This is a genomic window from Microcoleus sp. B9-D4, from assembly GCF_036705105.1.
Lineage (GTDB): Bacteria > Cyanobacteriota > Cyanobacteriia > Cyanobacteriales > Microcoleaceae > Microcoleus.
Map to the genome: position 1 here is coordinate 82,898 of NZ_JAUBTS010000009.1, position 26,741 is coordinate 109,638.

Annotated in this window: 21 protein-coding genes; 9 read left to right on the forward strand and 12 right to left on the reverse strand. The window is 47.1% G+C overall.

Annotated features, from left to right (window positions below):
• Positions 1–59 precede the first annotated feature (59 nt).
• Positions 60–1,034, forward strand: coding sequence for a DUF4349 domain-containing protein (locus QUB24_RS08125; protein WP_333152273.1), 975 nt, complete (start codon positions 60–62; stop codon positions 1,032–1,034).
• Between the two features lie 220 nt (positions 1,035–1,254).
• Here the strand turns inward: QUB24_RS08125 and QUB24_RS08130 are convergent, their stop codons facing one another.
• Entirely contained in the window at positions 1,255–2,349 is a 1,095-nt protein-coding gene (locus tag QUB24_RS08130) for a RuBisCO accumulation factor 1 (RefSeq protein WP_333152275.1), read from the reverse strand.
• Between the two features lie 156 nt (positions 2,350–2,505).
• On the opposite strand from QUB24_RS08130, the gene QUB24_RS08135 reads away from it, so the two are divergent.
• The 6 genes from QUB24_RS08135 to QUB24_RS08160 all read left to right on the forward strand — a co-directional run bounded on the left by QUB24_RS08135 (position 2,506) and on the right by QUB24_RS08160 (position 9,039).
• Positions 2,506–3,450 carry a response regulator gene (locus tag QUB24_RS08135; protein ID WP_333152277.1) on the forward strand — a complete coding sequence of 315 codons (945 nt, stop codon included), beginning with the start codon at positions 2,506–2,508 and terminating at the stop codon, positions 3,448–3,450.
• Between the two features lie 386 nt (positions 3,451–3,836).
• Positions 3,837–4,538, forward strand: coding sequence for a bifunctional demethylmenaquinone methyltransferase/2-methoxy-6-polyprenyl-1,4-benzoquinol methylase UbiE (gene ubiE / locus QUB24_RS08140; protein WP_333152279.1), 702 nt, complete (start codon positions 3,837–3,839; stop codon positions 4,536–4,538).
• Between the two features lie 89 nt (positions 4,539–4,627).
• The gene (locus QUB24_RS08145; protein WP_333152281.1) at positions 4,628–5,860 is read left to right on the forward strand and encodes a DUF445 family protein; all 1,233 of its coding nucleotides are present in this window, start codon (positions 4,628–4,630) and stop codon (positions 5,858–5,860) included.
• A gap of 168 nt (positions 5,861–6,028) precedes the next feature.
• Positions 6,029–6,337, forward strand: a complete 309-nt coding sequence (locus tag QUB24_RS08150; RefSeq protein WP_333152283.1) for a DUF3493 domain-containing protein — start codon at positions 6,029–6,031, stop codon at positions 6,335–6,337.
• A 678-nt stretch (positions 6,338–7,015) separates the two neighbouring features.
• Positions 7,016–7,591: an alpha/beta hydrolase gene (locus tag QUB24_RS08155; RefSeq protein WP_333152285.1), complete on the forward strand. Its 576-nt coding sequence runs from the start codon at positions 7,016–7,018 to the stop codon at positions 7,589–7,591.
• A 221-nt stretch (positions 7,592–7,812) separates the two neighbouring features.
• Positions 7,813–9,039 carry an ISAs1 family transposase gene (locus tag QUB24_RS08160; protein ID WP_333152287.1) on the forward strand — a complete coding sequence of 409 codons (1,227 nt, stop codon included), beginning with the start codon at positions 7,813–7,815 and terminating at the stop codon, positions 9,037–9,039.
• A gap of 606 nt (positions 9,040–9,645) precedes the next feature.
• On the opposite strand, the gene QUB24_RS08165 is transcribed toward QUB24_RS08160, so the two are convergent.
• From QUB24_RS08165 to QUB24_RS08210, 10 genes are all read right to left on the reverse strand, one after another.
• Positions 9,646–9,870 carry a hypothetical protein gene (locus tag QUB24_RS08165; RefSeq protein WP_333152289.1) on the reverse strand — a complete coding sequence of 75 codons (225 nt, stop codon included), beginning with the start codon at positions 9,868–9,870 and terminating at the stop codon, positions 9,646–9,648.
• 240 nt (positions 9,871–10,110) lie between these two features.
• Positions 10,111–10,851 carry a low-complexity tail membrane protein gene (locus QUB24_RS08170; protein ID WP_333152290.1) on the reverse strand — a complete coding sequence of 247 codons (741 nt, stop codon included), beginning with the start codon at positions 10,849–10,851 and terminating at the stop codon, positions 10,111–10,113.
• A gap of 469 nt (positions 10,852–11,320) precedes the next feature.
• Positions 11,321–14,512, reverse strand: a complete 3,192-nt coding sequence (infB, locus tag QUB24_RS08175; RefSeq protein ID WP_333152292.1) for a translation initiation factor IF-2 — start codon at positions 14,510–14,512, stop codon at positions 11,321–11,323.
• Between the two features lie 382 nt (positions 14,513–14,894).
• Positions 14,895–15,209, reverse strand: coding sequence for a YlxR family protein (locus QUB24_RS08180; RefSeq protein ID WP_333152294.1), 315 nt, complete (start codon positions 15,207–15,209; stop codon positions 14,895–14,897).
• A 94-nt stretch (positions 15,210–15,303) separates the two neighbouring features.
• Positions 15,304–16,587: a transcription termination factor NusA gene (nusA, locus tag QUB24_RS08185; protein WP_333152296.1), complete on the reverse strand. Its 1,284-nt coding sequence runs from the start codon at positions 16,585–16,587 to the stop codon at positions 15,304–15,306.
• A 270-nt stretch (positions 16,588–16,857) separates the two neighbouring features.
• On the reverse strand, positions 16,858–17,325 hold the full coding sequence (gene rimP, locus QUB24_RS08190) for a ribosome maturation factor RimP (RefSeq protein WP_333040953.1): 468 nt from the start codon (positions 17,323–17,325) through the stop codon (positions 16,858–16,860).
• 319 nt (positions 17,326–17,644) lie between these two features.
• Entirely contained in the window at positions 17,645–17,863 is a 219-nt protein-coding gene (locus QUB24_RS08195) for a hypothetical protein (protein WP_333152298.1), read from the reverse strand.
• Between the two features lie 84 nt (positions 17,864–17,947).
• Entirely contained in the window at positions 17,948–18,097 is a 150-nt protein-coding gene (locus QUB24_RS08200; protein ID WP_333152301.1) for a thiamine S protein, read from the reverse strand.
• Positions 18,098–18,168: 71 nt separating this feature from the next.
• Positions 18,169–19,560: a response regulator gene (locus QUB24_RS08205; protein ID WP_333152303.1), complete on the reverse strand. Its 1,392-nt coding sequence runs from the start codon at positions 19,558–19,560 to the stop codon at positions 18,169–18,171.
• The gene (locus QUB24_RS08210; RefSeq protein WP_333152305.1) at positions 19,557–22,385 is read right to left on the reverse strand and encodes an ATP-binding protein; all 2,829 of its coding nucleotides are present in this window, start codon (positions 22,383–22,385) and stop codon (positions 19,557–19,559) included. The genes QUB24_RS08205 and QUB24_RS08210 overlap by 4 nt, the downstream gene beginning before the upstream one ends.
• A 410-nt stretch (positions 22,386–22,795) precedes the next feature.
• On the opposite strand from QUB24_RS08210, the gene QUB24_RS08215 reads away from it, so the two are divergent.
• A complete protein-coding gene (locus QUB24_RS08215; RefSeq protein ID WP_333152307.1) occupies positions 22,796–23,071 on the forward strand; it encodes a hypothetical protein in 276 nt (91 codons plus the stop codon).
• Between the two features lie 62 nt (positions 23,072–23,133).
• Here QUB24_RS08215 and QUB24_RS08220 read toward each other — a convergent pair whose 3' ends face one another.
• Complete coding sequence (locus QUB24_RS08220) at positions 23,134–24,585, reverse strand: hypothetical protein (protein WP_333152308.1); 1,452 nt, start codon at positions 24,583–24,585, stop codon at positions 23,134–23,136.
• A gap of 609 nt (positions 24,586–25,194) precedes the next feature.
• Between QUB24_RS08220 and QUB24_RS08225 the strand changes: the two genes are divergently transcribed.
• Entirely contained in the window at positions 25,195–26,694 is a 1,500-nt protein-coding gene (locus tag QUB24_RS08225; RefSeq protein WP_333152310.1) for a GUN4 domain-containing protein, read from the forward strand.
• Positions 26,695–26,741: the final 47 nt, after the last annotated feature.

A 26,741-nucleotide genomic window follows, 5' to 3' on the forward strand; every position in this document is an offset into this window, starting at 1 on the left:
GCTTAAATTAAAACCAGCATAAAATTCAATACCCAAGCCTTTTTATAGGAATCACCCAAATGAAAACTCACCTCAAAATCAATTCCCCCCCGCACCAGCCAAACCCAAACCCAGCCAACAGCAGCACAACTCGTTTGGCTGTGGCAGTATTCTTAACTTTATCTTCAGCCATTGCTTTGCCTAGCTGCGGTGGAGCTACATCCAGCAGCTCTGAAAACCAAGTTGCCGCATCGGCTCCACAATCGGCACCAGCACCGGAGCCAGCAGCCCAAAGGTCAAAAACTTCTGGTGCATCAAAAAAAGCAGCAGAAACTCCCGCAACCCGTCCCCAACTGATTAAAAAAGCCCAACTCAGTGTAGTTGTGAAATCTATTGACGCCAGCACTAAATCTGTTACTAATATTGTCGAAACACAGCAAGGCGATATATTGGGTTTCCAAAATCAAAAGCCGCCGGATTCGAGTGTCCGCCAAACCACGTCTGTGGAGATTCGCGTGCCTCAAGAACGTTTAGAAACGACTTTAGAGGCTTTGGCAAAACTCGGAACTGTAGAGAACCGTTCTCTGACGGCTGAGGATGTTACCGCTCAATTAGTTGACAGCGAGGCTAGGCTGCGGAACCTTCGCAAATCGGAGGAAATGGTGTTAAAAATTATGGAGCGATCGGGTTCTGTTGGCGATGTACTCAAAGCTTCTCAAGAGTTGAGCAACATTCGGGAGTCGATCGAACGCATTGACGCTCAGTTAAAAAGTTTGCGAAATCAAGTAGCCTATTCAACTATTAGCTTAACTCTAGAAGCAGCAGTCTCGGCTCAACCAACTCAGGAACCTTCTCTAGGTTTGCGGGTACAGGAAACTTGGGGGAAAGCGACTCATTCTGTGGGTGAATTGACGCTCGGTTTGTTTGGTTTGGGTATTTGGCTGTTGGCTTACAGTCCTTATTTGCTGTTAATTGCCGCTGCGGTTTACGGCTTTAATCGATTTAAGAAACAGCATTCTGCTCCGAAAATTCAAGAACCGAAACCGCCTCAGTAGTCAGTAGTCAGTAGTCAGTAGTCAGTAGTCAGTAGTCATTAGTCATTAGTCAGTAGTCATTAGTCAGTCGTCATTCCACCCACGTAAAATTTATGTATTGTGGAACTGCCGGAGAACCCGTTCTTAAAACCAACGACAACAGTCAACTGACAACAGTCAACTGACAACAGTCAACAGTCAACAGTCAACAGTCAACAGTCAACTGACAACTGCCAACTGACTAATCATCTATTTGCCATCCATCTTTGGTATAGTCTTCATCCACAATCTTTTTCGGACGCATCACCAGAACAACTCGCCCCAAAATAGGAATATCCGGGGATTGTTCAAACCAGTACAATTCTAAATTGCCAGCGTTATCGGCGAGGAAATAACTCTCAGCATCCCACTGTCTTTGGGATCGATCGGCAATAATCAAAACTTCTTCAACTTTGCCTTGCAGCGGTACCGGCAATCGATCGCTCATTTCCAAAACCGCCACCGGATCTTCAGCGTTCAAAATTACCTGCCATCCGGGAATCGCCACCCAAGCTCCGGCTCCAGAAAATTTTACCATTCGGAACGGCTCGATTTCCTCCGGCAAAGGCACTGCCAGCAAATCTGTCGTAGAAAGCGGCAATTTGCCGACAACCGGGACAACGCGCGGCAATTGTTCTTCGGTATCCAGCCGGTAGACGGGCAAGCGGGGCGCTTCCTTTCTCGAAACTACGGTAAAATCGACGAGCAACTGCTCGATTTGCGCCCTAGCGGTTTGGCTGCTAGCTAATTTTAAACCGCGAGCAATTAAGCGCGATCGCTCTTGCAAATCGCTTTTCTGTCTCGCTAATTGCCAGCATTGGTAAGCCATAGCATCGCCGGGAGTGTCTGTGAACCCTTGGGGGAGACTCCCGAAGTGGGAAAACTCCTTGATCGCTTTAGCAACTTGGCGAGCATCGTCAACATCCAAATTGTGGGTTAGCATCAAAGCAGCCGCCCCGGCCCGCTCTACTTGAGAGAGAATCCGAAACTCGTATAAGATATCGCTACCTTTGCCCAAAAAGTGCGATCGAACTTCCTCTGAAGCCCCAGCATTTACCATGCTGGTGTAAACTTGGGCTGCGACGCTTACTTGATTTTGCTGAATTGGCTCAAAACCAGTTTCTTCAAAAATCCTTTGAGAGTTGTAGCCAGCTTTTAGCAGTGCTGTGCAGGCCTGTCCCCACTCTACCCAAGTGCCTTCTTTGCGGCGGAGCGATCGAATTAACTTTTCAGCATCCACAACATTTGTGGAGGATGCAGATACAGGAGGGGATGAATCTTGCGGTGTATCAGTCATAATTGAATCAAAAACTAAGGCTAAGTTATGTGTAATTGGATACCGGCAAGGCTCGTGTCGCGGCAGAGCGATAGATTAATAGTAAGTGAGTTATGAGACTATTGTTACAGAATAGTTGCTCGCCTAAATTTACAAAGGGGAGTTTATCGTATTGTTATGGATAATGCCATTTCAGAGCTAGATCAAATTAAACGCCAGCTCATGACCCTACACAGACCGAAAAAGCCCAAAATGCTGGTAGTAGACGACGAACCAGACAATCTGGATTTACTCTACCGCACTTTCCGACGAGATTTTAACGTTCTCAAAGCTGAGAGCGGAATTCGCGCCTTGGAAGTCCTCGGCATCGAAGGCGAGGTCGCCGTCATCATTTCCGACCAGCGGATGCCCGAAATGAAGGGAACGGAGTTTTTGAGCAAAACCGTGCCCCAGTTTCCGAATACGGTCAGAATTATCTTGACTGGTTTTACGGATATTGAAGACTTGGTGGATGCGATTAACTCAGGACAGGTTTATAAGTATATCACCAAGCCTTGGGACCCGAACGAACTGAAAATGGTGGTGCAAAAGGCGGCCGAGACTTATGAAATTCTCAAGCAGCGGACTGAGGAATTGGATCGCGCTCAAAATCAAATACAACTGTTAGCAACAATCATGCAAACGGCTGTGGATTATCCGAGTTTGGAAGCAAGTTTAGATCCAATTGCTACTGCTATAAGTGATAATTTTTTGGCGGACTTTTGCATTTTGCAACTGGTGGAAGGAAATGTTTTAATCCCAGTCCAAGGCTGTCACACCACGGGTTCAACTGTGGAAAATTGGCTGGCGGATGACCCTCTGGTTCGAGAAGCAATTACCTCTCAAACTATTCAGGGTGTTGTGAATATTGGACTCGACACCAACCTAGCGAGTTTGCCGCACTATCAGAAATCCGGCATTCAAGCTCACCTGAGCATCCCAGTGATTCATAAAGGTCGATCGATCGCCCTAATTTCCATGCAGTGGAAGCAACCTTGTTCCCTGCGCCCCGACGAACTCACAACAGTTCACCTCGCCGCTCAAGAAGTTGCTTTGGTATTGACGAGTTTTCAGGGTCATTAGTAATCAGTCAGTCGATTTGAGATTTGAGATTTGAGATTTACTTGCAGCGCAGTGAATCTTGGAGCTTGAACAAAAGTCTAAAATTTTGGAATCTCCACGACGATTGTCGGGAGCTTGTACCTGTTTTTGGGCGGGATCATCAGTCATTAGTTGTCAGTCATTAGTTATTAGTCGGCTCTCTGTCTTGAGTTTAAAATAATAGCAAACGAAGGATTAAAGAAGACAAAATCTCGCGGATAGCTAACAATAAAAAGCATTAATGACTGGCGACAGCATGACATAAATGGACGGATTAATTATTTTTATGTGATGACAAAGTAGCAGTTACCAATTACCAGTTACCAATTACAAATCACCAATTACCAATCACCAACCACCAATGGCCAATGACTAATAACGCCGAAGAAATTAAAACTATATTTAATCGAATTGCACCAGTTTACAACCAATTGAACGACTGGTTGAGCTTTGGGCAACACCGGATTTGGAAGCAAATGGCGGTGAAATGGAGCAGTGCGGGCCCAGGAAATACTTGTTTAGACTTGTGCTGCGGTAGCGGGGATCTAGCTTTGTTGCTGGCCAAACAAGCAGGGCCGACTGGTTGCGTATTTGGAGTAGATTTTTCCGCCGAACAATTGGCCGTGGCGGCCAAGCGCGCGAGACCTTTTCTCACCCCTGCTAGTCCCATTTCCTGGGTAGAAGCTGACGCCCTAGACTTGCCTTTTGCTGACAATTACTTCGACTGCGCCACAATGGGTTACGGCCTGCGTAACGTGACTGACATCCCCCGCAGTCTTCAGGAATTGCACCGCGTCCTCAAACCCGGTGCCAAAGCAGCTATTCTCGACCTCCACCGCCCCAGCAATTCCCTAATGCGGAGCTTTCAGCAGTTTTATCTAGACACTCTCGTAGTGCCCATTGCTCAGCAATTTGGCATGACTCAAGAATATGCTTACATTAATCCTAGTTTAGAAAAATTCCCGATCGGCCAGGAGCAAGTCGCGCTCGCCAACAAAGCCGGATTTGCCAACGCCACCCACTACCCCATTGCTGGAGCTATGATGGGAGTATTGGTATTAGTCAGTTGACTGTTGTCAGTTGTCAGTTGTCACTTGTCAACAGTCAACAGTTAACAGTTAACAGTCAACAATCAACAATTCCCAATTCCCAATTATTGATGAATCCGTCTGACATTTGGCTGTTGTTGGCCCCACCTGTAGTGGGAGGAATTATTGGCTATTTCACTAACGATATAGCTATCAAAATGCTGTTCCGCCCCTATCGAGCTATTTACATCAAAGGGCGACAGTTGCCTTTCACTCCCGGCTTGATCCCCCGCAACCAAGAGCGTTTAGCAAAGCGAATTTCCGACACAATTATGGGTTCGCTGCTGACGCCACAGGAACTGCAAAACTTGGCGCGCCGCCTCCTGCAAACCGAGCGGATGCAGTCGGTGATTCTCTGGTTGTTACAGTTGGCGCTGGATCAGGTAAAAGCAGACGCAGAGCAAAAAACGGCTAAAATTCTCGCTAACATTCTGCGAGATTTGCTGGGGGAATCTGTGCCGCGAATTCTCAAAGTTTTGGCGCGCCGGGAAGATTTTTTAGAAGCTCAGCTTAATCAAATTTTTGATCAAGTTTTGCTGGAGATTCAGCTAACGGAAGCTCAGGCGGCTCAGCTTGCTGAGTGGTTGTTGCAGGTAGTAATACCCCCGGAAGTGCTGCGGCAGGCTTTAATTGACTTTTTGACGGATCGCAATATTTCGATCATCGATGAAGGGTTTCGAGAAAAAACCAGCGGCACTTATTGGGTAGTAGCAAATTTGTTTGGTTTGCGGAACACTTTAACTCGGCTGCGGACTTTTTGTCTGGATGATAGAGAGGCGACAAATCAGCGGTTAGCAGAGTTAACTATTTCTTTGGGAATTCGCGGGCGAATTCAGGAATGGCTGCAAAATTTGTCGATGCAAAATTTACCGGTTTCGACTGTGAGACAGTTGCGAAAAACTATGCGCGACAGTGTTCGCAGCTATGTTCAACAGCGGGGTACAGAGGTACTTGAGGGGTTGAGCAAATCTATTGACTGGGAAAATATTTCGCGGTTGATTCTCAATCGCTTGCAAACTTCAGCGGTGATGAGCGCTTCCCTGGAAATTGTCAGCAAAGAACTGGCTTTGGTTTTAGAGCGTTATTTAGAGCGGGATTTAGAAAATATTGTAGCTCAGGCTATCCCGATTTTGAATATTGACCAGGTGATTGTCGATCGAGTCAAAGGTACTTCTCCTGAAGAGTTGGAGTTAGCAATTCAGGGAATTGTCAAAAGCGAGTTGCAGGGAATTGTAAATTTAGGAGGCATTTTGGGCGTTTTTGTCGGCTGTTTACAGACAGTTGTGCTTTGGATTCAGCGGTGATTTGTTTCGGCAGTTGTGAGATATTTGTTGTAGTCTAATATTCACTCGACTTGCGCCCACAGTACCAAAAACCTGGTTTTTCGACAGTATTGGCCACCTCAGCCAGAAGATTTTTGGTAGAAACCGGGTTTTTGTGGCCCAATCCTAATTTACTTATTTTTTAAATCTATGCCAGCTCCAAATTCGGACGATCGCACAAACATCCCAAAAAACCCCCGCAACCTCAGCCGCCAACAATACGAGCGTTTAACCGCAGAAATGGCCACTCCCTACCGGCCTCTGCGACAGTTTGTTTACGTAGCTTGTGGCGCTTCGGGCTTTATCGGCGGCTTGGTTTTCCTCGCTAAAATTGCCTCGGGCCGGGAAATTGGCTCTGCTTTGCCTAATTTTGCCCTCCAAGTCGGAGTGGTGGCCCTGATGGTGTTCCTGTTTCGCTGGGAGCAGCGCGGCGAGGGCCGATCCCCGAAGTCGAAGTAACAAAAGTTTACAAATCGAGACAAAAATCTATATGAGGCAAGGAAAAGTTAGAAATATAAAGAAATTATTATGAAATCCTGGTTTATCAGCGATCCCTGTAATGATAAAGATGTGGCTTCAATTGGGGTCAGCAAATTTAAAGGCCCTAATCATAAACCGCTCGTAGTTCGTTCAATTGGGGTCAGCTTTCATAAAGACCCTAAATATATAAAATCAATTTAAGCCCAGCGCCAGCCTTCACTGATAGAAGAGCTGGCGTTAGGCATTTGGCGAGGATCGGGATCTTGGGAGAGAGAATCATATCAATTCCGGTTGCACTGTCGGTGATTGTTGACTGTTGACTGTTGAATCGCGGTCGCAAAACTGAATGGTTGAGTGTTATCAGTAGGGTGTGCACCGCGTACAGCGAGACCCGTACCAGCGCCCTGACCCGAGTTTTTTGCCTAGCATCCGATATAGGTAATACCAGTTCCCAAAAATCATGGAACTGTAGACCCGTGACCGAGACCAAGATCGTCATCAGTTATTCGCAGTTCTAAAATCTAAAATCTAAAATCTAAAATGGTATAAGTGCTGGGGCGATCGAATAATGTGGCATTTCCCGAAGACCTTAGCCTGTACAGTAACTAATAAGATGTGTCAAAGTCGAAGTAGAAAAAGATGTTGGGAGATTTTACTATGGGTCGATCATTTTTCACAGGGCGGTGGACGTTATTTTTAGCAGCGGGGGCGGGAATTGTATTTTACAGCAATGGGGCGGCGGCGGCCGAAAAGGTAGTGCTCAAATACAGTGCGATCCGAATGACTTTACCCGTCAGCGAATTAGAAATTTTTGCAGAAACTGGGAAAATGTCGCCCGCGTTAGAAATGTTGCTGGGAAAGGCAAAAAAAGACCCAGAAGCGGTTCGCAACAGTCTGACGAGACCAGTAAAAGTCAGTCAAAGCTTTTTGGATCGGACGCTTAACAGCAAGGTTGGGGAAATAATTCTCGATGAGGTAGGTCAGGTAATTCGCACTCCTTCTGGGAATGCAAATCGAGAAGCTTTGAGATCTGCCTTGGTGCTGTCTGCAACTAATGATAACGAGATTACAATGCTGGAAGCGATGAAGAATTATCCTACTCCAGAAGTTTATGTTGAGGGCGATCGCTTAGTTGAAGCTTACGGCAAACTTGTAGCTTTGTCAGAACAATTGGGCGGAGTTTCAGAACGGCTGCAAGACATTTTGAACAAGATTCGTCTGCCTAGATTGTAGTGGATTTGGTCAAGGACGGTTGATTGCTTCGAGCGATCGCATAATGTTGCTGAACCTGCATCAATTACCAGGGTAAGCGCACGTTAAATAGTAGCTCAGGATACAGATTAATAAGTCAGATACTAATGTTAAAGGTTCAATGCTAAAGGTTTGTTAGATTTCCTCGCTTCAAGGCTGACATCAGGTAACACTGGAGGGCATTCCCACTTATTGGTTCCCGTATGTCTCAAGGATTTGCATCCGCTGTGGAACTGAGCACCCCTCGTGCCGTGCCCTTAGAAGTCTCAGCATTAAGTCAAGGCTTAGTAGACTGTTTTAAATCCGTCCAAGATCCCAGAGTGGAACGGGGACAATGGCATCCTTTATCCGATATTCTGATCGTTGCGATTCTCTCTACCATTGCAGGCGGACAAGGGTGGGAAGCCATGGAACTCTATGGCAGTAGCAAACAAGCTTGGCTCTCCACCTTCAGGGCACTCCCCCATGGCATCCCCACCCCCGATACCTTTCGGCGGGTGATTGAACGTCTCCACCCGAAACAGATGGAAGCCGCATTCGAGACCTGGGTTCGCACCTTAGTCACGGATCTCGGCGTCCAAGTCGTCGCCATTGATGGCAAAAAACTGAAGGGTTCCTACGATCGCAACAACCGGAAGCAATGCTTGTATTTGGTGAGTGCCTGGGCTGCCGACCATCGCCTGGTTCTCGGTCAAACGAAAGTTCAGGATAAATCGAATGAAATCACAGCGGTTCCCGCCTTGCTCGAACTGCTGGATATTTCCGGCTGCATTGTCACCTTGGATGCCATGGGGACGCAAACGGCAATCGCGGCACAGATTCGAGGAGCCAATGCGGACTATATCCTGTGCTTAAAAGGGAATCATCCGACGCTATTTAACCAAGTTGAGACCTGGTTTAAGACGGCGCGATCTGAGAGCAGGTTACCGAAAAGCCTAGAACACAGGGTGGAATCGGGGCATCATCGGATTGAAAAGCGTCAGGTCTGGACCCTTCCCCTCAGTGCGATGCCAGCCCTGTATAAAGCGGGTGACTGGGCGGGATTACAGACCATTGTCATCGTTGAACGAACCCGTCAGTTATGGAATAAAACCACCCATGAGATCCAGTATTACCTCACGAGTTTAGACGCCGACAACCCTCGCATTGGCAGTGCCATTCGCCAGCATTGGGGCATTGAGAACTCCCAACATTGGGTTCTAGATGTCACCTTTGGCGAAGATGCCTGTCGGGTTCGGTCGATGCATGGTCCTCAGAACCTGGCTGTTTTACGACGGTTCGCCCTCAATGCCCTCAATCGAGAATCCACAGGTAAAAAACGCAGTTTAGTCCAGAAAACGAGACTGGCTGCGATGAGCGATGATTATATGGTGAAGGTATTAGTTGCAGCGCTCCCTGAACTCTCTAAAAGTAGCAGCCCTACAATCTAGATGGCAACTGCGTTTGAGGTGCGCTTACCCTGCATCAATTACAGGGGAGTTACATTTTTTTTGTGCAAAATTTGCCTAATTTTTACACAAGCTTAAAAAAAAATCTAACTCCCGGCAAGATCCAAACCTGACGGGAATCAGTCATTCCTAATTCTCAAATCTAAAATCATATAACTTCGCTGTCAAATCTATCTCAGGATAGATGTTCGAGAGTTTACGAAAAGTTGCTCCTGAAGTATAGCAATCCTAAATGATTTATGAGAAACAACCATAGCTAAAAAGCTTGGGAAAGTCAAATATTTGGAGATGAGTGAGTAATTTAAATAGGGTTTGCGGGGCGTTGCTTAATTAGGGTATGAAAAAAATAAGTTTAAAAGGCAGAAGCTTTGTGGATACTGGTTTCTATGACTGGCATATTTAGCCTTTCATACCGTAAATCAGCAACGCCGAGAAATACTGTCCCCTGCAATTTGATCTCCGAAGTTCCGATCGACACTCACTCTCGACACTCACTCTCGGCATTAACCTAGCATATTGGAGGGGATGCCAGCAGAATTGGGCTATAAAATTCACAAACCGTGACAATATTTGGTGGTTTTACGGCACTCAGTAAGCCAAAGTTTCTAAAGTTTCCCGCAGATAGGACCGAACCTGCTGATCGATGGTGGCATTTTGCTGCTGACGCTCAAAATTGAGTTCTAGCTGCCAGCGTTGAAATCCTGAACTTGCGCCGATCGCGGATTTGAGACTGCCCCAGATTTCAGAATCTTCGCACAGCTCGATCGGCTCTGCGGCTTGAGGTTCTTGTGCGATCGGTAGATAATTCGCCATATTGTTATACCTCTGTTTTAATCCCCTGTAAGGATTTAAAGCTGACCTTGACACTCTCTATTATAGATTCTTCTCTCCAAAGAGCCAACCTAAAATATCCACAACTTGCAATTAAAAATTAAATATTAAGACTATTAATAATCTCTATCAGAAGAGGGGCCTTACCTATTTTTTCACAGCATACATCTGTACAAATTAAAGTAGCTTAAACTACAATTGTCCCCCTCTTGATTTTTTATTTCACTTTTTTTCGCTCGACTGTTCGGGTAGAGATGTAACGCCGTTGGTGTCAGCAGGCTTTGGGTTGACAATACTGCCGGCTGACGAATTCGCTATGCCGGATGCTGGCCCAATTGACTCTACGGGTGCAGCCACACCGGCAGTTGTCTCGGCTGCAAAAGCCGGCAAAAGTCGATCGACTTGCCAAGGCGCGATCGTAAAATCCTGCCTAATTTTTTCTAAAACATGAGGTTTTGTCGCTGCAAATTCTGATTCCGGCGTCAGCAAAACCGCCATGACACTAGCAGACACCTGCAAAAACAAATTGCTAGCTAAAAAAGCAGCAACTGCCAACAACAATCCAGCCCACCGCCAGGAAGGAGGAAAGGGAGCCACCGAAGCCGCGAGAGGAGCCAATCGGTAGAGTTGCCACAAAATTACTCCCAGCAAAACAGCCACAAAAAGAGCGATTCCTTGATTTAACTTAGTTTTAAACCGAGCCAGAATCTGCTGCTGCAAAGAAGTTAAATTCTGCGGTTTCACCGCCACAACTAAAATACTAAAAATGTAAAAAGGGCGGAACCACTGCATCCACAGCACAGGAACAATAGCTGCTACAGCCACTAAAAACAGTTCTAACCAGACAGGGAGCAGGGGAGAACCCACTGCGAGTCCCAGCAAGCACAGTCCCAGGAATATCGGCAGTGTAGCCGCCCCAGAAAGGTGAATCCACAAAAAAGGATCTGACCAAAAAGAACGCACTTTAAATAATTATGAGTTATGAGTTTTGAATTTTGAGTTTTGATAGTCTGGGACGCACTCTTAACCAAGAAACCCGTGCGAAGAGTACATATCTAGCGGTCAAACCGAGCATTGTGGGAGGCAACTCGGTTGCTTTGCGTAAGTCTTATTTTAGTTTTAAATTTTGAATTTTCAGCAACAGCCAAGACGATTAGGACGTTGTTAATTGCTAACATCTTTGCTTGTATTGCTTCTGCATTCTTTCCTAGATAACTAAAACCTTCTTCCTTCTTCCTTCTTCCTTCTTCCTTCTCACCTCGATAACTAAAACCTTCTGCCTTCTGGCTTCTTGCTGCTGCTATAACTTAAAAACAAAAGTTGGGAGTGATGAGTTTGGGAGTATTGAGTGAAGAGAAGAGTTGCGAGCGATCGGCAATTTGGTTGCGATCGCTCAAAAATTCTCTTCCAACTCAACACTCACAACTCAAAACTATTGAGAGAGAGTCCGGCGTTTAGTAACCATCCGGTAGGCTTCAATAAGATCGCCATCCGCCCAGTCGCTAAACCCACTCAAGGAAATGCCGCATTCAAAGCCAGCATTGACTTCCTTGGCATCTTCCTTCATCCGTTTGAGGGAGTCGAGGACACCTTCGTAAACGACATTGTTGCCCCGGCGCACCCGCACCTTACAGTTACGGATGACTTTGCCAGAGAGTACCATACATCCAGCCACAGCCCCGCGACCGATCGCAAAGACAGCGCGCACTTCGACTTGACCCAAAGGTTCTTCCACCAATTCGGGTTCCAGCAGGCCTTCCATCGCCCCTTGAATGTCATCCAAGAGGTTGTAGATGATGCTGTATTCCCGCACGTCTACGCCAGCTTGGTCAGCCGCGAGGCGAGCGTCGGTGGCGAGAGTAGTATTGAACCCGATAATTACAGCATTACTGGCTGCCGCGAGGTCAATATCTGTTTCTGTAATTTCCCCAGGAGCAGATAGCAGCAGTCGCAGTTGAACTTCTTTTTGAGGAAGTTGAGTCAGAGCGCCGACAATTGCTTCGAGGGAGCCTTGGACATCTGCCTTCAAGATCAAGTTGAGTTCCTTGAGAACGCCTTCCTTAGCTTGTTGAGAGAAGCCACTGAGACTGATCCGGCCGCCTTGCAGCAGGCGTGAATCTCGTCGGGAGGTAGCTCTTCCGCTTGCGATCGCCGCAGCTTCTTTTTCGTTTGCGAAGACATCAAACTCGTCTCCGGCGCGAGGAACTTCCCGCAGCCCCAGCACTTCCACCGCGAAGGATGGAGTTGCTTGCTCTACGCGATCGCCCCGGTCATCGATCATGGCGCGCACCTTGCCCAAAGCCGAGCCTGCGACCACAATATCGCCCACTCGCAGAGTGCCGTTCTGCACCAGCAGAGTTGCCACTGGCCCCCTTGCCTTGTCGAGGTGAGCTTCAATCACAGTACCCTTAGCCGGTCGGTGCGGGTTGGCGTTGAGGTCTTCCATTTCCGCGACTGTCAGAATCATTTCCAACAGCGTATCCAGGTTTTCGCCTCGGATCGCGCTGACTGGCACCATCGTGATATCGCCGCCCCAGTCATCTGCGACCAAGCCGTACTCAGTAAGCTCTTGCTTCACCCGTTCCGGCTGAGCACCCTCCTTGTCAACTTTATTGATAGCCACGACAATTGGCACTTTCGCCGCTTTCGCGTGGCTGATCGCTTCAATTGTCTGGGGTCGCACGCCGTCGTCCGCCGCCACCACCAAGATGGCGATGTCCGTAACCCGTGTTCCCCGAGCCCGCATCGCTGTAAAGGCTTCGTGACCGGGCGTATCCAAAAATACCACCTGCTGGCTCTTGCCTTCGTGTACCACATCCACGTGGTAAGCACCGATGTGCTGGGTAATTCCCCCAGCTTCTCCCTGAGCCACCTTGGTTTTGCGGATCGAGTCGAGCAAGGTAGTTTTGCCGTGATCCACGTGTCCCATAATCGTTACTACTGGCGGACGGCGTTCGAGGTATTCCAAATCCGCTTCGTCCAGCATCTCGATCACTTTGATAGCTGGAGCTACTTTTTCTGGAGTTTCCACCTCTACGCCCATTTCTTCGGCTACCATCCTCACCGCTGGAATGTCCAGGGTTTCGGTAATATTTACCGCAATTCCTTTAGAGAACAGCCGCTTAATAATTTCGGTTTCGGGAACAGCCAGAGTAAGTGCTAATTCTTGAACGGTCATCGGCCTGCTCAGCAGGAGCTTTTCTGGACGTTCTACCTTAGCTTCGGCTGTTTTGCCCCGGTTGCCGCGTCCCCCGCTGGAACCTGAAGAACTTTTATCGTGAGAAGGGCCTGGTCTCTTATTTTTTCCGCTGCTTCCGGGTGCGCCCGGAGTTGGTGTTGACTTGGGTGCTGCTTGTCCCTTCGCTTTAGCTGGGCGGGCTAGGGACAGGCTGACCGTGACTGGTGCTGGCAGATCCAAGCCGTTTTCTAAGTCATCGTCATCCTCGTCTATGGGTTTGAGGCGAGAACGTTTTGCCTTAACTGCCTTGGCAGCTTTGGCAGCATCTGAGTTTTCGTCATCATCTTCTTCCCAAATGACCGATGTCTTTTTGGCAGGACGAGGAAGGGAGGGCCTTTCGAGGAGAGGAATCTCCAGCAACGGCGTATTATCTTCTTCATTGTCATCAGTGTCATCCCCTATGGCTCCGGTGTCACCGCCGCGGCTACGCAGCCCGGTAGCTGACGTTGCGGGGGCCAGGCTCCGGCGCGGGCCACCGGGCTGGGGTCGAGCGGCCAGTGGAGTTTTGACTGGGCCACCAGCGCCTTCCCGGCGCGGTCTTTGCGTGTCGCGAGATTCGGTAGGAGCTCCCGGTGTCGGTCTGCTGGGGCGGCTCGGTTTAGCCGGCGCTTCCAGAGTTTCTGACTGTTCTGATTGCTCTTGCTCGGTTTTTGCAAGTTTGAGTACCGGCTTGTTCCCCAGATTTTGTGGGGTACGGCTAGCCGACTCTGATGCCCCTCTGACTGGGGGCGACGTGAGTTTTGCCGACGGCGCAGGGGGGGCGAGCGGCGGTTGCTTGGTGCGTTCGGGAGCCTTTTCCGACGGCGGTTGAGGTGCTGTAGGTGCCTGAGCCTGGGCGGTTGTTTCCGGGGCGATCGCACCTACAGTTTCCGAAACTGTTTCTGACACTGTTTCTGACGCTGTTTCTGACGGAGCCGCCGGGACAGCGACATTTGGCTTCGACAGTACAGGTCGATTGATATTCGGTTTAGCTGGAGGCTGGAGTTGTTGAGCTGCAGGCGACTTTGGAGGAGTTGCCACGGTTGCCGCGGGCTGGTTTTTGTTCTCCTCGTTGCCTGCAGGCTGGGAGGAAGCACCAGCCGGGCGTACTTTTGGACTGCGTATTTCTAAAATTTGCTGCTTTTTTTGTTGGTCGTTAGGGTGAGGGCCAGATTCTCTAGATGGCGCTGCTGCTCTTTCGGGTGGAGCTGGCTTGCCGGGGGAAGAGTGGCTACTGGCTACGTATTTTTCCGCCGTTTTGCGAATGCGCTCTGCTTCGGATTCTGTAATTGTGCTGCTGTGGCTCTTGACTGAAATATTGAGCCGCTCGCAAACTGCCAAGATGTCTTTATTATCCAAATTTAGTTCCCGTGATAATTCGTAAATTCTTACTTTGCCGTTGTTCATCCACTCTGCCCTCTTTTGTGCCAACCAGTTTTTACATTGTGATTTTTTGTGCTAATGACGACATCATTCGGTGTGATTGATTCAGTGTCAGGAATCGGGGTTTTGGTACTCGCTCAGCAATTTTATCTAAAAGATGCAACTCGCTGAAGTCTGCGGTTGAAGAATTCTCAAGTCTGTTTGGGAACTTGGAACTCCGAAGTCTGAGTTTTGGCAAAACCCACTCTCTCAAGCTTCAAAGTTGGCCTTTCCACCTTGAGGATACCTCTGCTAGTACCCTACCCTTATCTAATCTGACACAAATCTTTCCAGACTGGTGGGCAGATCGGATTGGGGTTTTATAGCTGGCGCTACCGGTAATTACTGGTAGGGCTGCCAAGAGGGTTTATACAGTCGATGCCGAACTATTGTCGGTTTTTCGTCCGGCTAGGCCAGAGTAAGATGTACAGTCAGATGTGGCTAAACGCTGCCAAAGTGTTTGGTACAGTTCGTCAGACACAGACGCTTTGAGCGATCGCCCAAGTCGATTTTTTTTCTGAGCTGCTTTGAGGCATTCGGCTTCCCGACAAAGGTAAGCAGAACGGCCCATGCCACGATCTAATTGTACCTGATGAGAAGGATAGAGCCTGACTACTCGCCAAAAAGCTTCCTTAGGAGCTATTTTTCGACAACTTGCACAGCACCGGTAGTTCGGTTTCATTTCTTGTCAGAGGGGGAGTAGGGGGAGAGGGGGGAGTAGGGGACAAGTCCTCCTGGTCTCCCTTCGAGAGAAAATCTTGTAAATGTCACAGTTTTTAGACTGCGGCTTCGGTTTCCTCTGTCGCGGCTGCCTCCTCTTCCTCAAATTCTGCGGTTTCCTCGTCGTAGTCGCCTGCTTCGTCTGCGTCGTAGTCGCCTGCTAGTTCTTCGAGCCTAGTTGCTTCTGCTGCCAATTTGCTGTCTTCGGCGGCGCGATCGTACTTAGCAATATCTTTGATATCGATTTTCCAACCAGTTAGGCGGGCTGCGAGACGGACGTTCTGACCTTCTTTGCCAATGGCAAGACTCAGTTGGTCTTCAGCGACCAAAATGTGAGCTCTCCTGCCTTCTGGAGCAACTAAACGCACTTCATCTACTCTAGCGGGACTCAGAGCGTTAGCAATATAAGTTGCTGGGTCTGGAGACCAGCGGATCACGTCGATTTTTTCGCCACGCAATTCGTTGACTACTACCTGAATCCGCGATCCCCGCGCTCCGATGCAGGCTCCTACAGGGTCTACGTCGCGATCGAGAGTATCAACTGCTATTTTAGTCCGGGGGCCAACGTGCCGGGAGGGCGGATTTGCCTCCCTGGCTACGGCGACAATCCTCACCACCCCGTCTTCTATTTCTGGTACTTCGTTAGCAAACAGGTACACCACCAAACCTGCGTCAGCTCTAGAAACAAGTAACTGCGGCCCACGAGTTGAGCCTTCGCCTACTTTTTTGAGATAAACCTTGAATGTAGCGTTGGCCCGGTAATTGTCGTTGGGCAACTGTTCGCGCTTAGGGAGTTCGGCATCTACTTCTGGCTGACCGAAGCTGCTGGTAACTGCTAAAATTACCGACTGCCTCTCAAACCTGAGCACTCTTGCTTGAAGAACGGTTTCTTCTAAATCTTTAAACTCTTCTTGAATCATTTTGCGCTGTTGGTCGCGCAGTTTTTGAGCGAGAACTTGTTTGGTCTGGATCGCGGCCATGCGACCAAATTCTTTTTGATTTGGTGTTACGTCTACGAGCACGATACTCCCCGGCTGAGCTTCCGTGGCTACTTCTTGCACTTCGGAAAGTGAGATTTCGTGATCGGGATTGATGACTTCTTCGACAATAGTTTTGTTGGCTAAAACGCGGAAACCTTCTTGTTCTGCGTCGAGTTCTACATCAAAGTTGTCGAAGTATTCTTCGCTGAAGTGATCGAGTTTTTGGGTGCGACGGTAGCGTTCGTATCCTTTGAGCAGGGCTTCTCGCAAGGCTGCTTGGACGGCGTGTTTGGGTAAATTGCGTTCTTTGCTAATACCTTCGACCATTTCTTTGAGTCCGGGCAGGGGAACCATTGACATATAAAACTCTCCTTTTTTGCTGTGGTAATAAGTAACTGGTAATCGGTAATTGGTACTGGGAAATTTTCAAGTAAAAGTGATGACAGAAAAGTGATGAGTTACTGAATAGGCTCAGGGGAAATTGTTGCTCTAACAATTTATTTATTGTCCCTATTCAAGCCGCTGATACAGATATGCTTGTTAAAAATTAACTCGCAGCCAAGCGTTTTCAGCTTGCTGCGAGGCAATCTCAAAACTCAAAACTCAAAACTCAAAACTCAAAACTTCCCTTTACATCTCCTTTCCTTCGTCTAGTTCAACTTTGACAATCTGAGGGCGGGGAATTTTAACCTGTCGCCCTTTTTGATTGAGATAAACCGCTGTTTCATCCCGGCCCAGGAGTAGTCCTTTCCACTCTTTGATTCGCGAGTCGGGTTCGGTGGTTTTGGCTGTCACGGGGAAACCTTTAAAGGTAATAAATTCTCGATCGCTGCTGAGCAATCGGGATATTCCGGGACTGGAAATCTCTAGCACGTAGGCATCGGGTATGATGTCGGCTGCCTCTAACTCGGCATCGAGGGCTGTGCTCATGCGCTCGCAGTCGGCTAAACCAGTGTCTTGTTGGAGGTTGCGGATGTCTACCCGCAAGACGGGAGGATTTTGGTTGGTGTGAAACACTGCTCCCACTACTTCCAATCCCAGTGTTTCCGCAACGGGGGTAGCTAAGTCAATGATTTGTGGGATTAGGGGATGAGTCATATCGAATACTTAAGTTAAAACTCCTGAACTCGGACACGGCAAGGAAAAATTTGGTGTTGAGATTGCTTGGCTTTGAGGTGGTTTGATTAGGTGGCTGCGACTTTCGTCTTCAACTTTGGGACTTACCCAACATCCCAGCAGGGGATCTCAAGCGGGGGGGTACCCCTACTAAATCAGTCCTCAACTTGCAAGTCAGACGCCCTGAGCTCTTTTCCTGCGACTAATGCAACAAAAAAAGTGGGCTTGACCCACTCCTAGGTAAAACAATTTCTTCCAAGAAGTTTGAGGACTTCTTCTGATCGAAGGCAGGCCTCAGTTCTCAGTTTAGCTCGATCGCCCGCCCGGTGACAAACCGAATCGGCATCGGCGGACTGTCCGAGGGCAGAAGGGGAGAGCTGAGAGGGGGAATAAGGACGACTTCATCACCGTTTTGGAGTGGGGTGGGGCGAGGGCAAATTCCTGGTTGATATTCAAGCAGGTGCGATCGATCTGAGATGTTGCACCATTCTCGCTTAACAGGCTCTCCGGCCTGTTCCACAAAGAGTAGATTTTCTTGTGGAACAGGCCGGAAAGCCTGTTCCTAAAAAGCTTATTGACAATGGTGCAAGATGTGCGATCGCTCCTAGAACAGGGGGGGAGTGGCACTCAGGCGTTCTAGGACTTGCGATACGGGAGTTGCTTTGGGAAATTGTAATTTCAGTTCGGACAAGCCCTCTGCTTCTTGATAGGCGGCCAAGAGTTTGACAGTGAGGGTGATTGGTAGATTGGACATGGGCGATCGCATGATTAACGGTATCTTGACAAAACAGCAAAACTAAGATTTACCCTAAAAAAGTCCCCTTACTAATGCTGGATTGGAAGCTCAATTACAAACTCTACCCCCCATTCGGGCGAGGAAATGCAAGTCAGCTTACCACCATGTTTTGCTTCTACAATCTCACGGCTAATAGACAAGCCTAAACCTGTCCCTTTACCCACTGATTTTGTAGTAAACATCGGCGTAAATAAATGCTGCATTATCTCCGGCGTTATCCCCAGCCCATTGTCAGCAATCCGAATCACCACTCTGTCGCCCTGAAGCATTTCAGTGCAGATCCGAATCTGTGGATTGTCATTGCTCTGTTGCTTTTCCCCGCAGAGCGGACAACTGATCGTAGACTCTTCTAAAGCATCAATTGCATTCGCTAATACATTCATAAACACCTGATTTATTTGCCCAGGATAGCACTCGACCAGCGGTAATTCGCCGTACTCTTTAATAACCTTAATAGCTGGGTGAGTGCCTTTACCTTTCAATCGATGACCTAAAATCAACAGGGTACTATCTAGCCCATCGTGAATATTCACTGGCGTTAGTGCCGATGTATCCAACCGAGAGAAATTACGCAGTGACATAGAAAGATTGTAAAGTCGCTCTGTTCCTAGCGCCATTGAATCAATAATTTTGGGCAAATCTTCAACAATAAAATCTAACTCAATCTCCTGGGACTTATCCTCAAATTCTGATGTCGAAGTAACGTTGTGCTGGCAAAGCCGAGTCATCTCGATCAAATCGGCAATATATTCCTTGGCAATAGGGATATTATTGGAGATAAAACTAACTGGATTGTTAATTTCGTGAGCCACCCCAGCTACAAGTTGACCAAGACAAGCCATCTTTTCACTTTGAACGATTTGCACTTGAGCTTTTTTAAGATTCTCCAAAGCTTGAGAAAGTTCAGCCGTTCGTTCTTCCACCCGTTTTTCTAACTCCTGCGCGAGCTGATGTAACGCTGCTTCTGCTGCGAGCCTGTCTTCAATTTCCCGTTTGAGAAGCAGATTTTGGTCTGCGAGAGTTTTAGTCAAAGAACGCAGTGTTAAATGGAGGTTGACGCGAGCTAACACCTCCTTTTGTTCAAAGGGCTTAGTAATGTAATCCACAGCCCCTAGATTAAAGCCTTTGACTTTATCTCCTATGTCAGAAAGAGCCGTCATAAAAATTACCGAAATTTCGTTCGTCAACGGACTTGCCTTCAGGCGATGGCAGGTTTCAAACCCGTCAATTCCTGGCATCATTACATCTAACAGAATCAAATCAGGCTGAGTATATTCAGCCTGTTCGATGGCAGTTTCGCCATCAGTTGCTACCAATATCTCCCATCCAAAACCCGCTAAAGCTTCAGAAAGCACGTCCAGATTGCTAGGATTATCATCGACGATTAAGATGCTACTTGTTTCGATATTTGCTGCCTTCATTCTTTTTCTATCCTGTGGGATGTAATAAACTCTTTTATTTTTTTCACCTGATAGCCTTGGGCTAACTGGCGCAGCTCAACAGCAAAGGACACAAATTTCTGATCCAATTTCTCTAGGTGCTCACTGCGCTTCACAATTCCTTTCACGTTGCCTCTCATCGCCAGTTCAAGTAGGAGTTCCATTTCTCCGGGCGGGGGCGCTACTACAGAGGTCGATTCAGAAAGTGATTGAGGCTCAGAGGAAAAGGGAATATTGCTGATTTTTTCATTTTTTCGTTCCTCATATATCCATTCAAGTTTTAAATACTTTTGCAACATCTCAAATAGCTCTTCTGCCTGCACAGGCTTACCGAGAAAATCGTTGGCTCCCCCCTCCAAGCTTTTATGTTGGTCGGTAGCAAATACACTGGCAGATGAAGCAATGATTGCCACGTCTGTATAGTCTGACAAATTTCGGATACGGCGCATCATCTCAAAGCCATCTAACACTGGCATCACTAAGTCAGTGATAATCAAATCGAACTTACACTCTTCTATTTTTTCTAAACCTTCTTGACCGTTTTTAGCTTCGGTTACTTCAAAGCCGAGGGGTTCCAGGAGATTGACAATGACTGAGAGATTTTCCCATTTGTCATCCACAACCAAAACTTTCTGTTTTCTACCTTGGTAGCCAACCAGCTTTCTTTGCTTGGCAATCGTGGCTGTATTTGCCCAGTCTGCCGCTTCCGGTAACTCCAAATCTAGCCAAAAAACACTGCCTGTTCGTGACTGACTTTTTACTTGAATGGTACTACCCATCATTTCGACAATTTTCTGGCTAATTGTTAAACCGAGTCCGGTTCCTTCCGCCTGACGATTGCTGTCTCCTACTTGTTCAAAAGGCAAAAATATTTTTTTTAATTGTTCTGGTGTCATACCAACGCCAGTATCTTCTATTTGAAACCGAATTTTGTGAATTGGTGAGGCTGGCTTTTGGTCATTGCTTTGTACCTTTTCCCCTGTCCCCTTTTCCAGATGTTCTATCTTAAAAGTCACTCGTCCCGAGTCTGTAAACTTAATTGCATTGCTCAGTAAGTTAATTAGTACCTGTCGCAAGCGTTTCTCGTCAGCGTAGATGCCTGCAGGAATTTCCGAACTGGGTTGATAAACAAAAGCAATTCCTTTTTGTTCGGCTCGGATGCGGCAGATTTCTGCGACTCCCTGCAAAAAGGAAGGAAAATGGAAATCTTTCGCGTACAGTTCCAATTTCTGAGCTTCAATTTTAGCGAGGTCTAAGATGTCATTGATCAGGGTTAGCAGGTGGGAGCCACACTGGTGAATAATACTGATGCCTTGGAGTTCCTTCGGAGCCATCGTTTTTGACCGTTCTAGGATTTGAGCGTATCCTAAAATTCCATTGAGTGGTGTTCTCAATTCGTGACTCATATTCGCTAAGAATTCACTTTTAGCTTGGTTGGCAGTATCAGCGATTTGTTTGGCTTCCGTGAGTTCAGCGGTGCGTTCTTCTACTCGGATTTCTAGCTCGGAATTGGTCTTGGCTAGCGCCTCAAAGGATTCGCGCAACTGTTGTGCCATAAGGTTGAAAGACTGCCCCAGAACTTCTAGTTCTTCTACGCCTTTTACCTGCACATTTTGATCTAAATTTCCACTCGCGATTGCCCTAGAAGCTTCGCTCAAACGAAGAATCGGGTTGGTAATCCAGCGTGCGGTTAATATTCCTAAAACGGTAGCCAGCCCCAATGCTCCCAAACACAACAAAATGGTCACTTGGGTGTTAGCATTAATTTGCTCCATGAAGTCAGCTTCGGGAACTGTGACTACAATCAACCAGTCCAAACCGCGATCATCTTTATAAGGAAGCGCTTGTAGAAATTGTCGTTGGCCATCGAGCCATAAGTCAAGCTGTTCTCGCTGGGCAATTTGTTTTAGGTCGCCAAATTGCTGTTGTAATTGTTTCGTAGCAGAGCTTATTAAGGGATCTGTACTTTTAGCTGCATTGATGCGTTTAGCTTTCGCATTTTCTACCAAAAATGGCTGCTGCAAGGTAGAACTAGCCACGATTAGCCCCGAACGCTCAATGATAAAAGTTTGACCGGAACGACCAATTTTTAGGCTTTTAAGAAAGTCACTAATTTGTGCTAGGAAAAAATGGTCGGCGAATACCCCAATGACTGCTCCGTTACTATCATTTAGAGCAACACTAGCAGGCAAAACCATTTCTGGGAAAGCGTGATAGGAAAATATTTCGCCCCACACTGGTTTGCCTGCTTTCACGGCAGCCACGTACCAGGGTCGTCCCTCTATCTTGAAGTCGGCTTTTTCCTGAATGAGCCTGATACGCTCTCCGTCTTTAGTAATATCATAAAATCGAACACTTCCCCCTGTAGCTTGGCCTGCCTCCATGCTTTGCAAGGTATCTTTTTTAGGTTTTAATGCCCCAATAAACACATCATATTTTTGACTACCGAACATAATGGAACCGGCAGTCGGAAATAACTGTACCTGCTGCACAAAGTACCGCTCTAGGCGTGGCAAGTCTTGAACGTCAATTTGACCTAGGCGGACAGCCTCAAGATTGATTTGATTGACTAGGTGGGGAGCCTCTAAATATTCGTTAAGCTTCTGATTGATGCGTTCGGAGACTTCACTGCGGAGTTGATTCGCAACATTATTGACAGCTTCTTGTCCGTTGCGTACCGACACCCAAGCGGTCAGCCCAACAGCGGCAAATATTTGCAGAACGAATGGGAATACTAAAATTAGGCGCAGGGACACCTTTTTTTTAAAACGGTTTGACAGGAAAGTGGTTACAGAGGTCTGTGACATTGATTGGTGTTACTCCTGGGGTAACGAGTTGGCTGAAAAATCTCAGGGGATTTAGTGAAATGAGGCTGAGGAAATATATATTGAAAAGCAATCTATAATAATTAGTGAAAAGTTTGAGACAGTAACTTGCTTAAACAAAAATGGCTACTTACGTATTTTTTATGGTAAGGGTATAATAAGAGGGGACTAAAGATACTGACGCGCCTTATTTTTTTATAGCATTGGTAAATTATTTTAGCCTTTAGCAAACCCGTTAGTAATCATATCTAATAGATTACTTGGTTTAGAGCTATGTGTAGTAGTTTTTAACTTTACTTTACAGAGAACCTCTAAAAAGTAGAATCTCATCAAACTTACATATAAATTGATATAATGTACGTCTAAAAAAATTGACATTTCTCGCTAAAAACATGACACCCCAGGCCGGTGAGAACCCTAACGGCGGTCTAACTCACTACCGCGCTGAAGATGTGATGCACAACCCTGCCGATGACTTTCGTAGAGAATGCCGATCGCACATGAAACTTTACAATTCCAGCAAGTTTCATTTGCTGGAGATACAGCCGACTAGAAGGATTCGATCGCCACGACAAGTCGCCGTTATGCCCTACGGGATTAACAGTGGGAAAGGATCAAAGATTTGTGGCGCGGAGGTGAAGGTGATGTGGGTGGGACAGCCTGCCTAAAATTGGTTGTTCGTGGAAGCGGTGTTGTACCGCTACCCCGGCATCGCGTGGGGAGACTTGCCCTAACGCGGGGCTATCCGTTGCAGTTCTTTGGCTTGTTCTAAAATTTTCTCGAAGTCTTCTTCGCTCAACCGCTGAATGTAGTTGATTTTGAACTCTTCTAGGAAATCGCACAGCAGCAGTTGTATTTCTTGCCAGGTTTGCTGCTGTTGCAGTTCGGTTCCTAAAGCTTGCCCGAAATGTTGGACTAGCTGGCTGGAGAGTTTGATGCTTATGGGGTCTTCGCTGGCGATTTTGAAGGCTTCGTAGGCATCTTGGGGGCCGAGGGTGGCTAATTTTGAGAGTTCTGCAACTAATTGCTGTGCTAGCTGTTCGGGCAAGTTTCCCAGACCGGGTACTTGCTTCCATCCTTGATAGAGGGGGGATTGTTTGAGGAAGTTTTCAATATTGTACCGGAGGAGGGCTTCTAGGTCTGGCTGGAGTTGGGGGAGCACTTTGTAGACGGTTATTTGCACTAGATGGGTGGCGATCGCTTCTATTTCATTGATATTGTTGATGTCTAGATAGCGCTGTTTTTTAGATTGAAATAGTTGACGAGCCAGTTCGCCTGTGGTAATTGATTGTTGCATCTGATTGATCAGTTGAATTACTACAACTTCGGTCAATTCTTGGGCGAAGTTGGCGACGAAACCTCGGCTGATTTGGGTGCGTATGGGTTGGAGATCTGGCATTTTGGCTTGGTGGATGCGAATTGTGACGGGTAATACTCGCAACAGGCGCCAAAATGGGAGTAGCAGGAAGATGTCGTACCATCGCCAGAGCATGGCCGATCGCCAAGTGACGCTGCGGTGGCGGCGGCTGATCAGGTAGGTACGGGCTAGAAATTCGATCGCGAATATGGCAATGAATGGCAGGTCGATTAGCCAGAAGTTATCGGTGAATTCGCCGTTGTCTCCGATCGCGCGGTAATAGTTAGTGGCGATTAATGGCTTGATTTTGGAGTCAAACCACTGGATTTCTTTTTGCCAGCCTTGTTTGTTTAAATAGTCAGGGCTCCAGAATCTTTGGAATGATTGTTTAGCGGAGTCTTGCGGATTCGGGGCGCGATCGCGCATCCGGTCTTTTATTTTTTCTAGGGTGCCACTTTTTGATGCTACTCGAAAGGGATCTTCGTCGATCATTTTCGCGCTCAGATTGTTTATTTCCTGCAATTTGGCTGCTACTTGGGGAGAGGGCAATCCTGTTTGCACTACTTGAATTTTTAATTCTTCTAAGGTTTCCAGATATTGCTGGGTGTCTCGGTGGGGTTTAATTCCTTTAAATGGGTCGTATACTTGAGTTAGAACTGGGAGTTGCCGGAAGTAGAAATCTCGTCCGGGGACGTAAGTTATGTCAAATAATACTAGGCTTAAATTTCCTAGGGCGACCAGTGCCATGAATCGCTCGAACCAAGGTACTTTTGGTGATTTTTTGCGGGAGTTTGGAGTTTGAGAGGGCTGTAGTTTTGGTGTCACTAGCGGTTCCTAATTAAGTAGACCGATCGAATTAGATGTAACTGGTAATAGCTGAAAAAAGGAAACAGGGAAAACTGGCTAAGTGTCTGATCGAGATCGGATGGCGATCGCGGAAGCTAGTCTTTATTTTAACGTGCGTTTGTTGGGGATTTTTGGATTGTTAATTATGCCTGGTTAAGTTAAATATTTTACGGGTAAAATATTAAGGTCGATCGAACTTGACGGAAGCTGTGGCTCCCGTTAGTGTGCTTCTCTCTGGCAATAAAATTATATCTCAGGCGGAATCCTCAGTTTTTTTGGCGTTGCAGAACTCACGGGGCTGGTAATAAATTACTATTTCTGTTTGATCTGGTGGCTCTTTGACCGCTAAATCAAATGTATTGCACGGAGCGGAGTCTAAGGTTAGATGAGGACTTCGAGTTTGAGGTCAAACCCTCAAGAGAGTTATACTTGCTCAGGGGCAGTCTGGTGAGAGCGCCCCCTCTGATGGCGAAGGTGGCTGCCGCCTCCGTAAGGTTCGAGGTATCGCCTCTACAAAAACCAGCTCGCGATCGGACTCTTGAATAATATAAAACCCTGACTATAATTTTGTTCGCATTTTTTTAATATATGACATACTGCCTTAATCTCGATTGCCCAAGAGACAAGCGTCAGAACCCACCAGGCACAAAGTATTGTCTTAATTGTGGTTCAAAGCTGCTGCTAAAAGACCTTTATGCAGCAACTGAACCGCTGCGCGATGGGGGATTTGGTAGGACTTTCCGAGCTGTTAATCATGGCAAATTTGAGGAATTGTGCGTGATAAAACAGTTGTCACCTCCTCAAGAGTTTCAACGGAAGCCCGGTCATTTTAAAAAATATGTTCGACTGTTTGAACAAGAGGCAAGGCGGTTATACGAACTGAAGCACCCGCAAATTCCTCAGTTAATTTCTTATTTTGAGGAAGATGGGCGATTGTATTTAGTCCAAGAGTTTATTGATGGCAATAATTTAAAGGATGAGTTAGATAAGTACGGTGCTTATAGCGAAATTAAAACTTGCGAACTGCTGTTAGATTTGTTGCCTTTATTGAAGTTTGTTCATGACCGAAATGTGATTCACCGCGATATTAAGCCTGAGAACGTGATCCGCAGAGCTCGCGATCGTAAGTTAGTGCTGATAGATTTTGGGGTTTCCAAACAGGTAGTAGCTGCTGCTCCCACCAAAACAGGAACGAAGTTGGGAACTCCCGGCTACGCGGCTCTCGAACAGCGTCACGGTAGGGCTGTTCCTGCTAGCGACCTTTATAGTTTGGGGGTGACTTGCATTCGCTTGCTGACTTCTGTTATGCCTTATCTGGATATCTACGGGGACATTCACGATGACCTTTACGATCCGCTTGAAGGCCGATGGCTTTGGAGGGAGGCTTTGCCAAAAGGAACACAAATTAGCGATGATTTAGGTCAGGTTTTGGATAAGTTGATTCAGGAATATGTTAAAGATCGCTACAAATCGGCTGTGGAAGTTTTGGATGCTTTAAAACCTCCTGTTATTGTTGTCCCAGTGCTGGAAAAGTCGCAGCAGGTAACTGTTGTTAGTCCTTCGGTTCCGACTCAACCTGTGACTGATACTCCGCTAATTTCTGTGAATTTAGAGTCCGAAAAAGGTATTGATTATTCTCACTTGGCAAGGCTGCTGGCTGCTAAAAATTGGCGTGGTGCTGATGAGGAAACTTCTGTGAAAATGCTGGAGGTGATGCAGCAAAATTCACGGGGTTATTTGAGTGAGGAAGATATTAGGAAGTTTCCAGCTAAGGATTTGCAGACTATCGATCAACTTTGGGTGCGGCACAGTCACCGCAGATTTGGTTTTTCTGTGCAAAAGGGTTTGTGGCTCAAGTTGGGGGGAAAGCCTGGTGTTTATGATGCTACAGTTTGGGAGAAGTTTGGCGATCGAGTGGGCTGGCGGGTTAACAGCCAGTGGGTATACTATTCGGAGCTGAATTTTACTTCTAAAGCAAAGCCTGGACATTTGCCGGGGGGGACTGTTTTTGGGTGGGAAGGCGGGGTTTTGTGCGGTGTTTTGGGTTTGGGTGGGATCTGGTTTCTGCTGTCGCGGCGGGATTTGTAAAACTCACATCTTGCACTATTCTCAAGAACAGGCAAGATGCCTGTTCC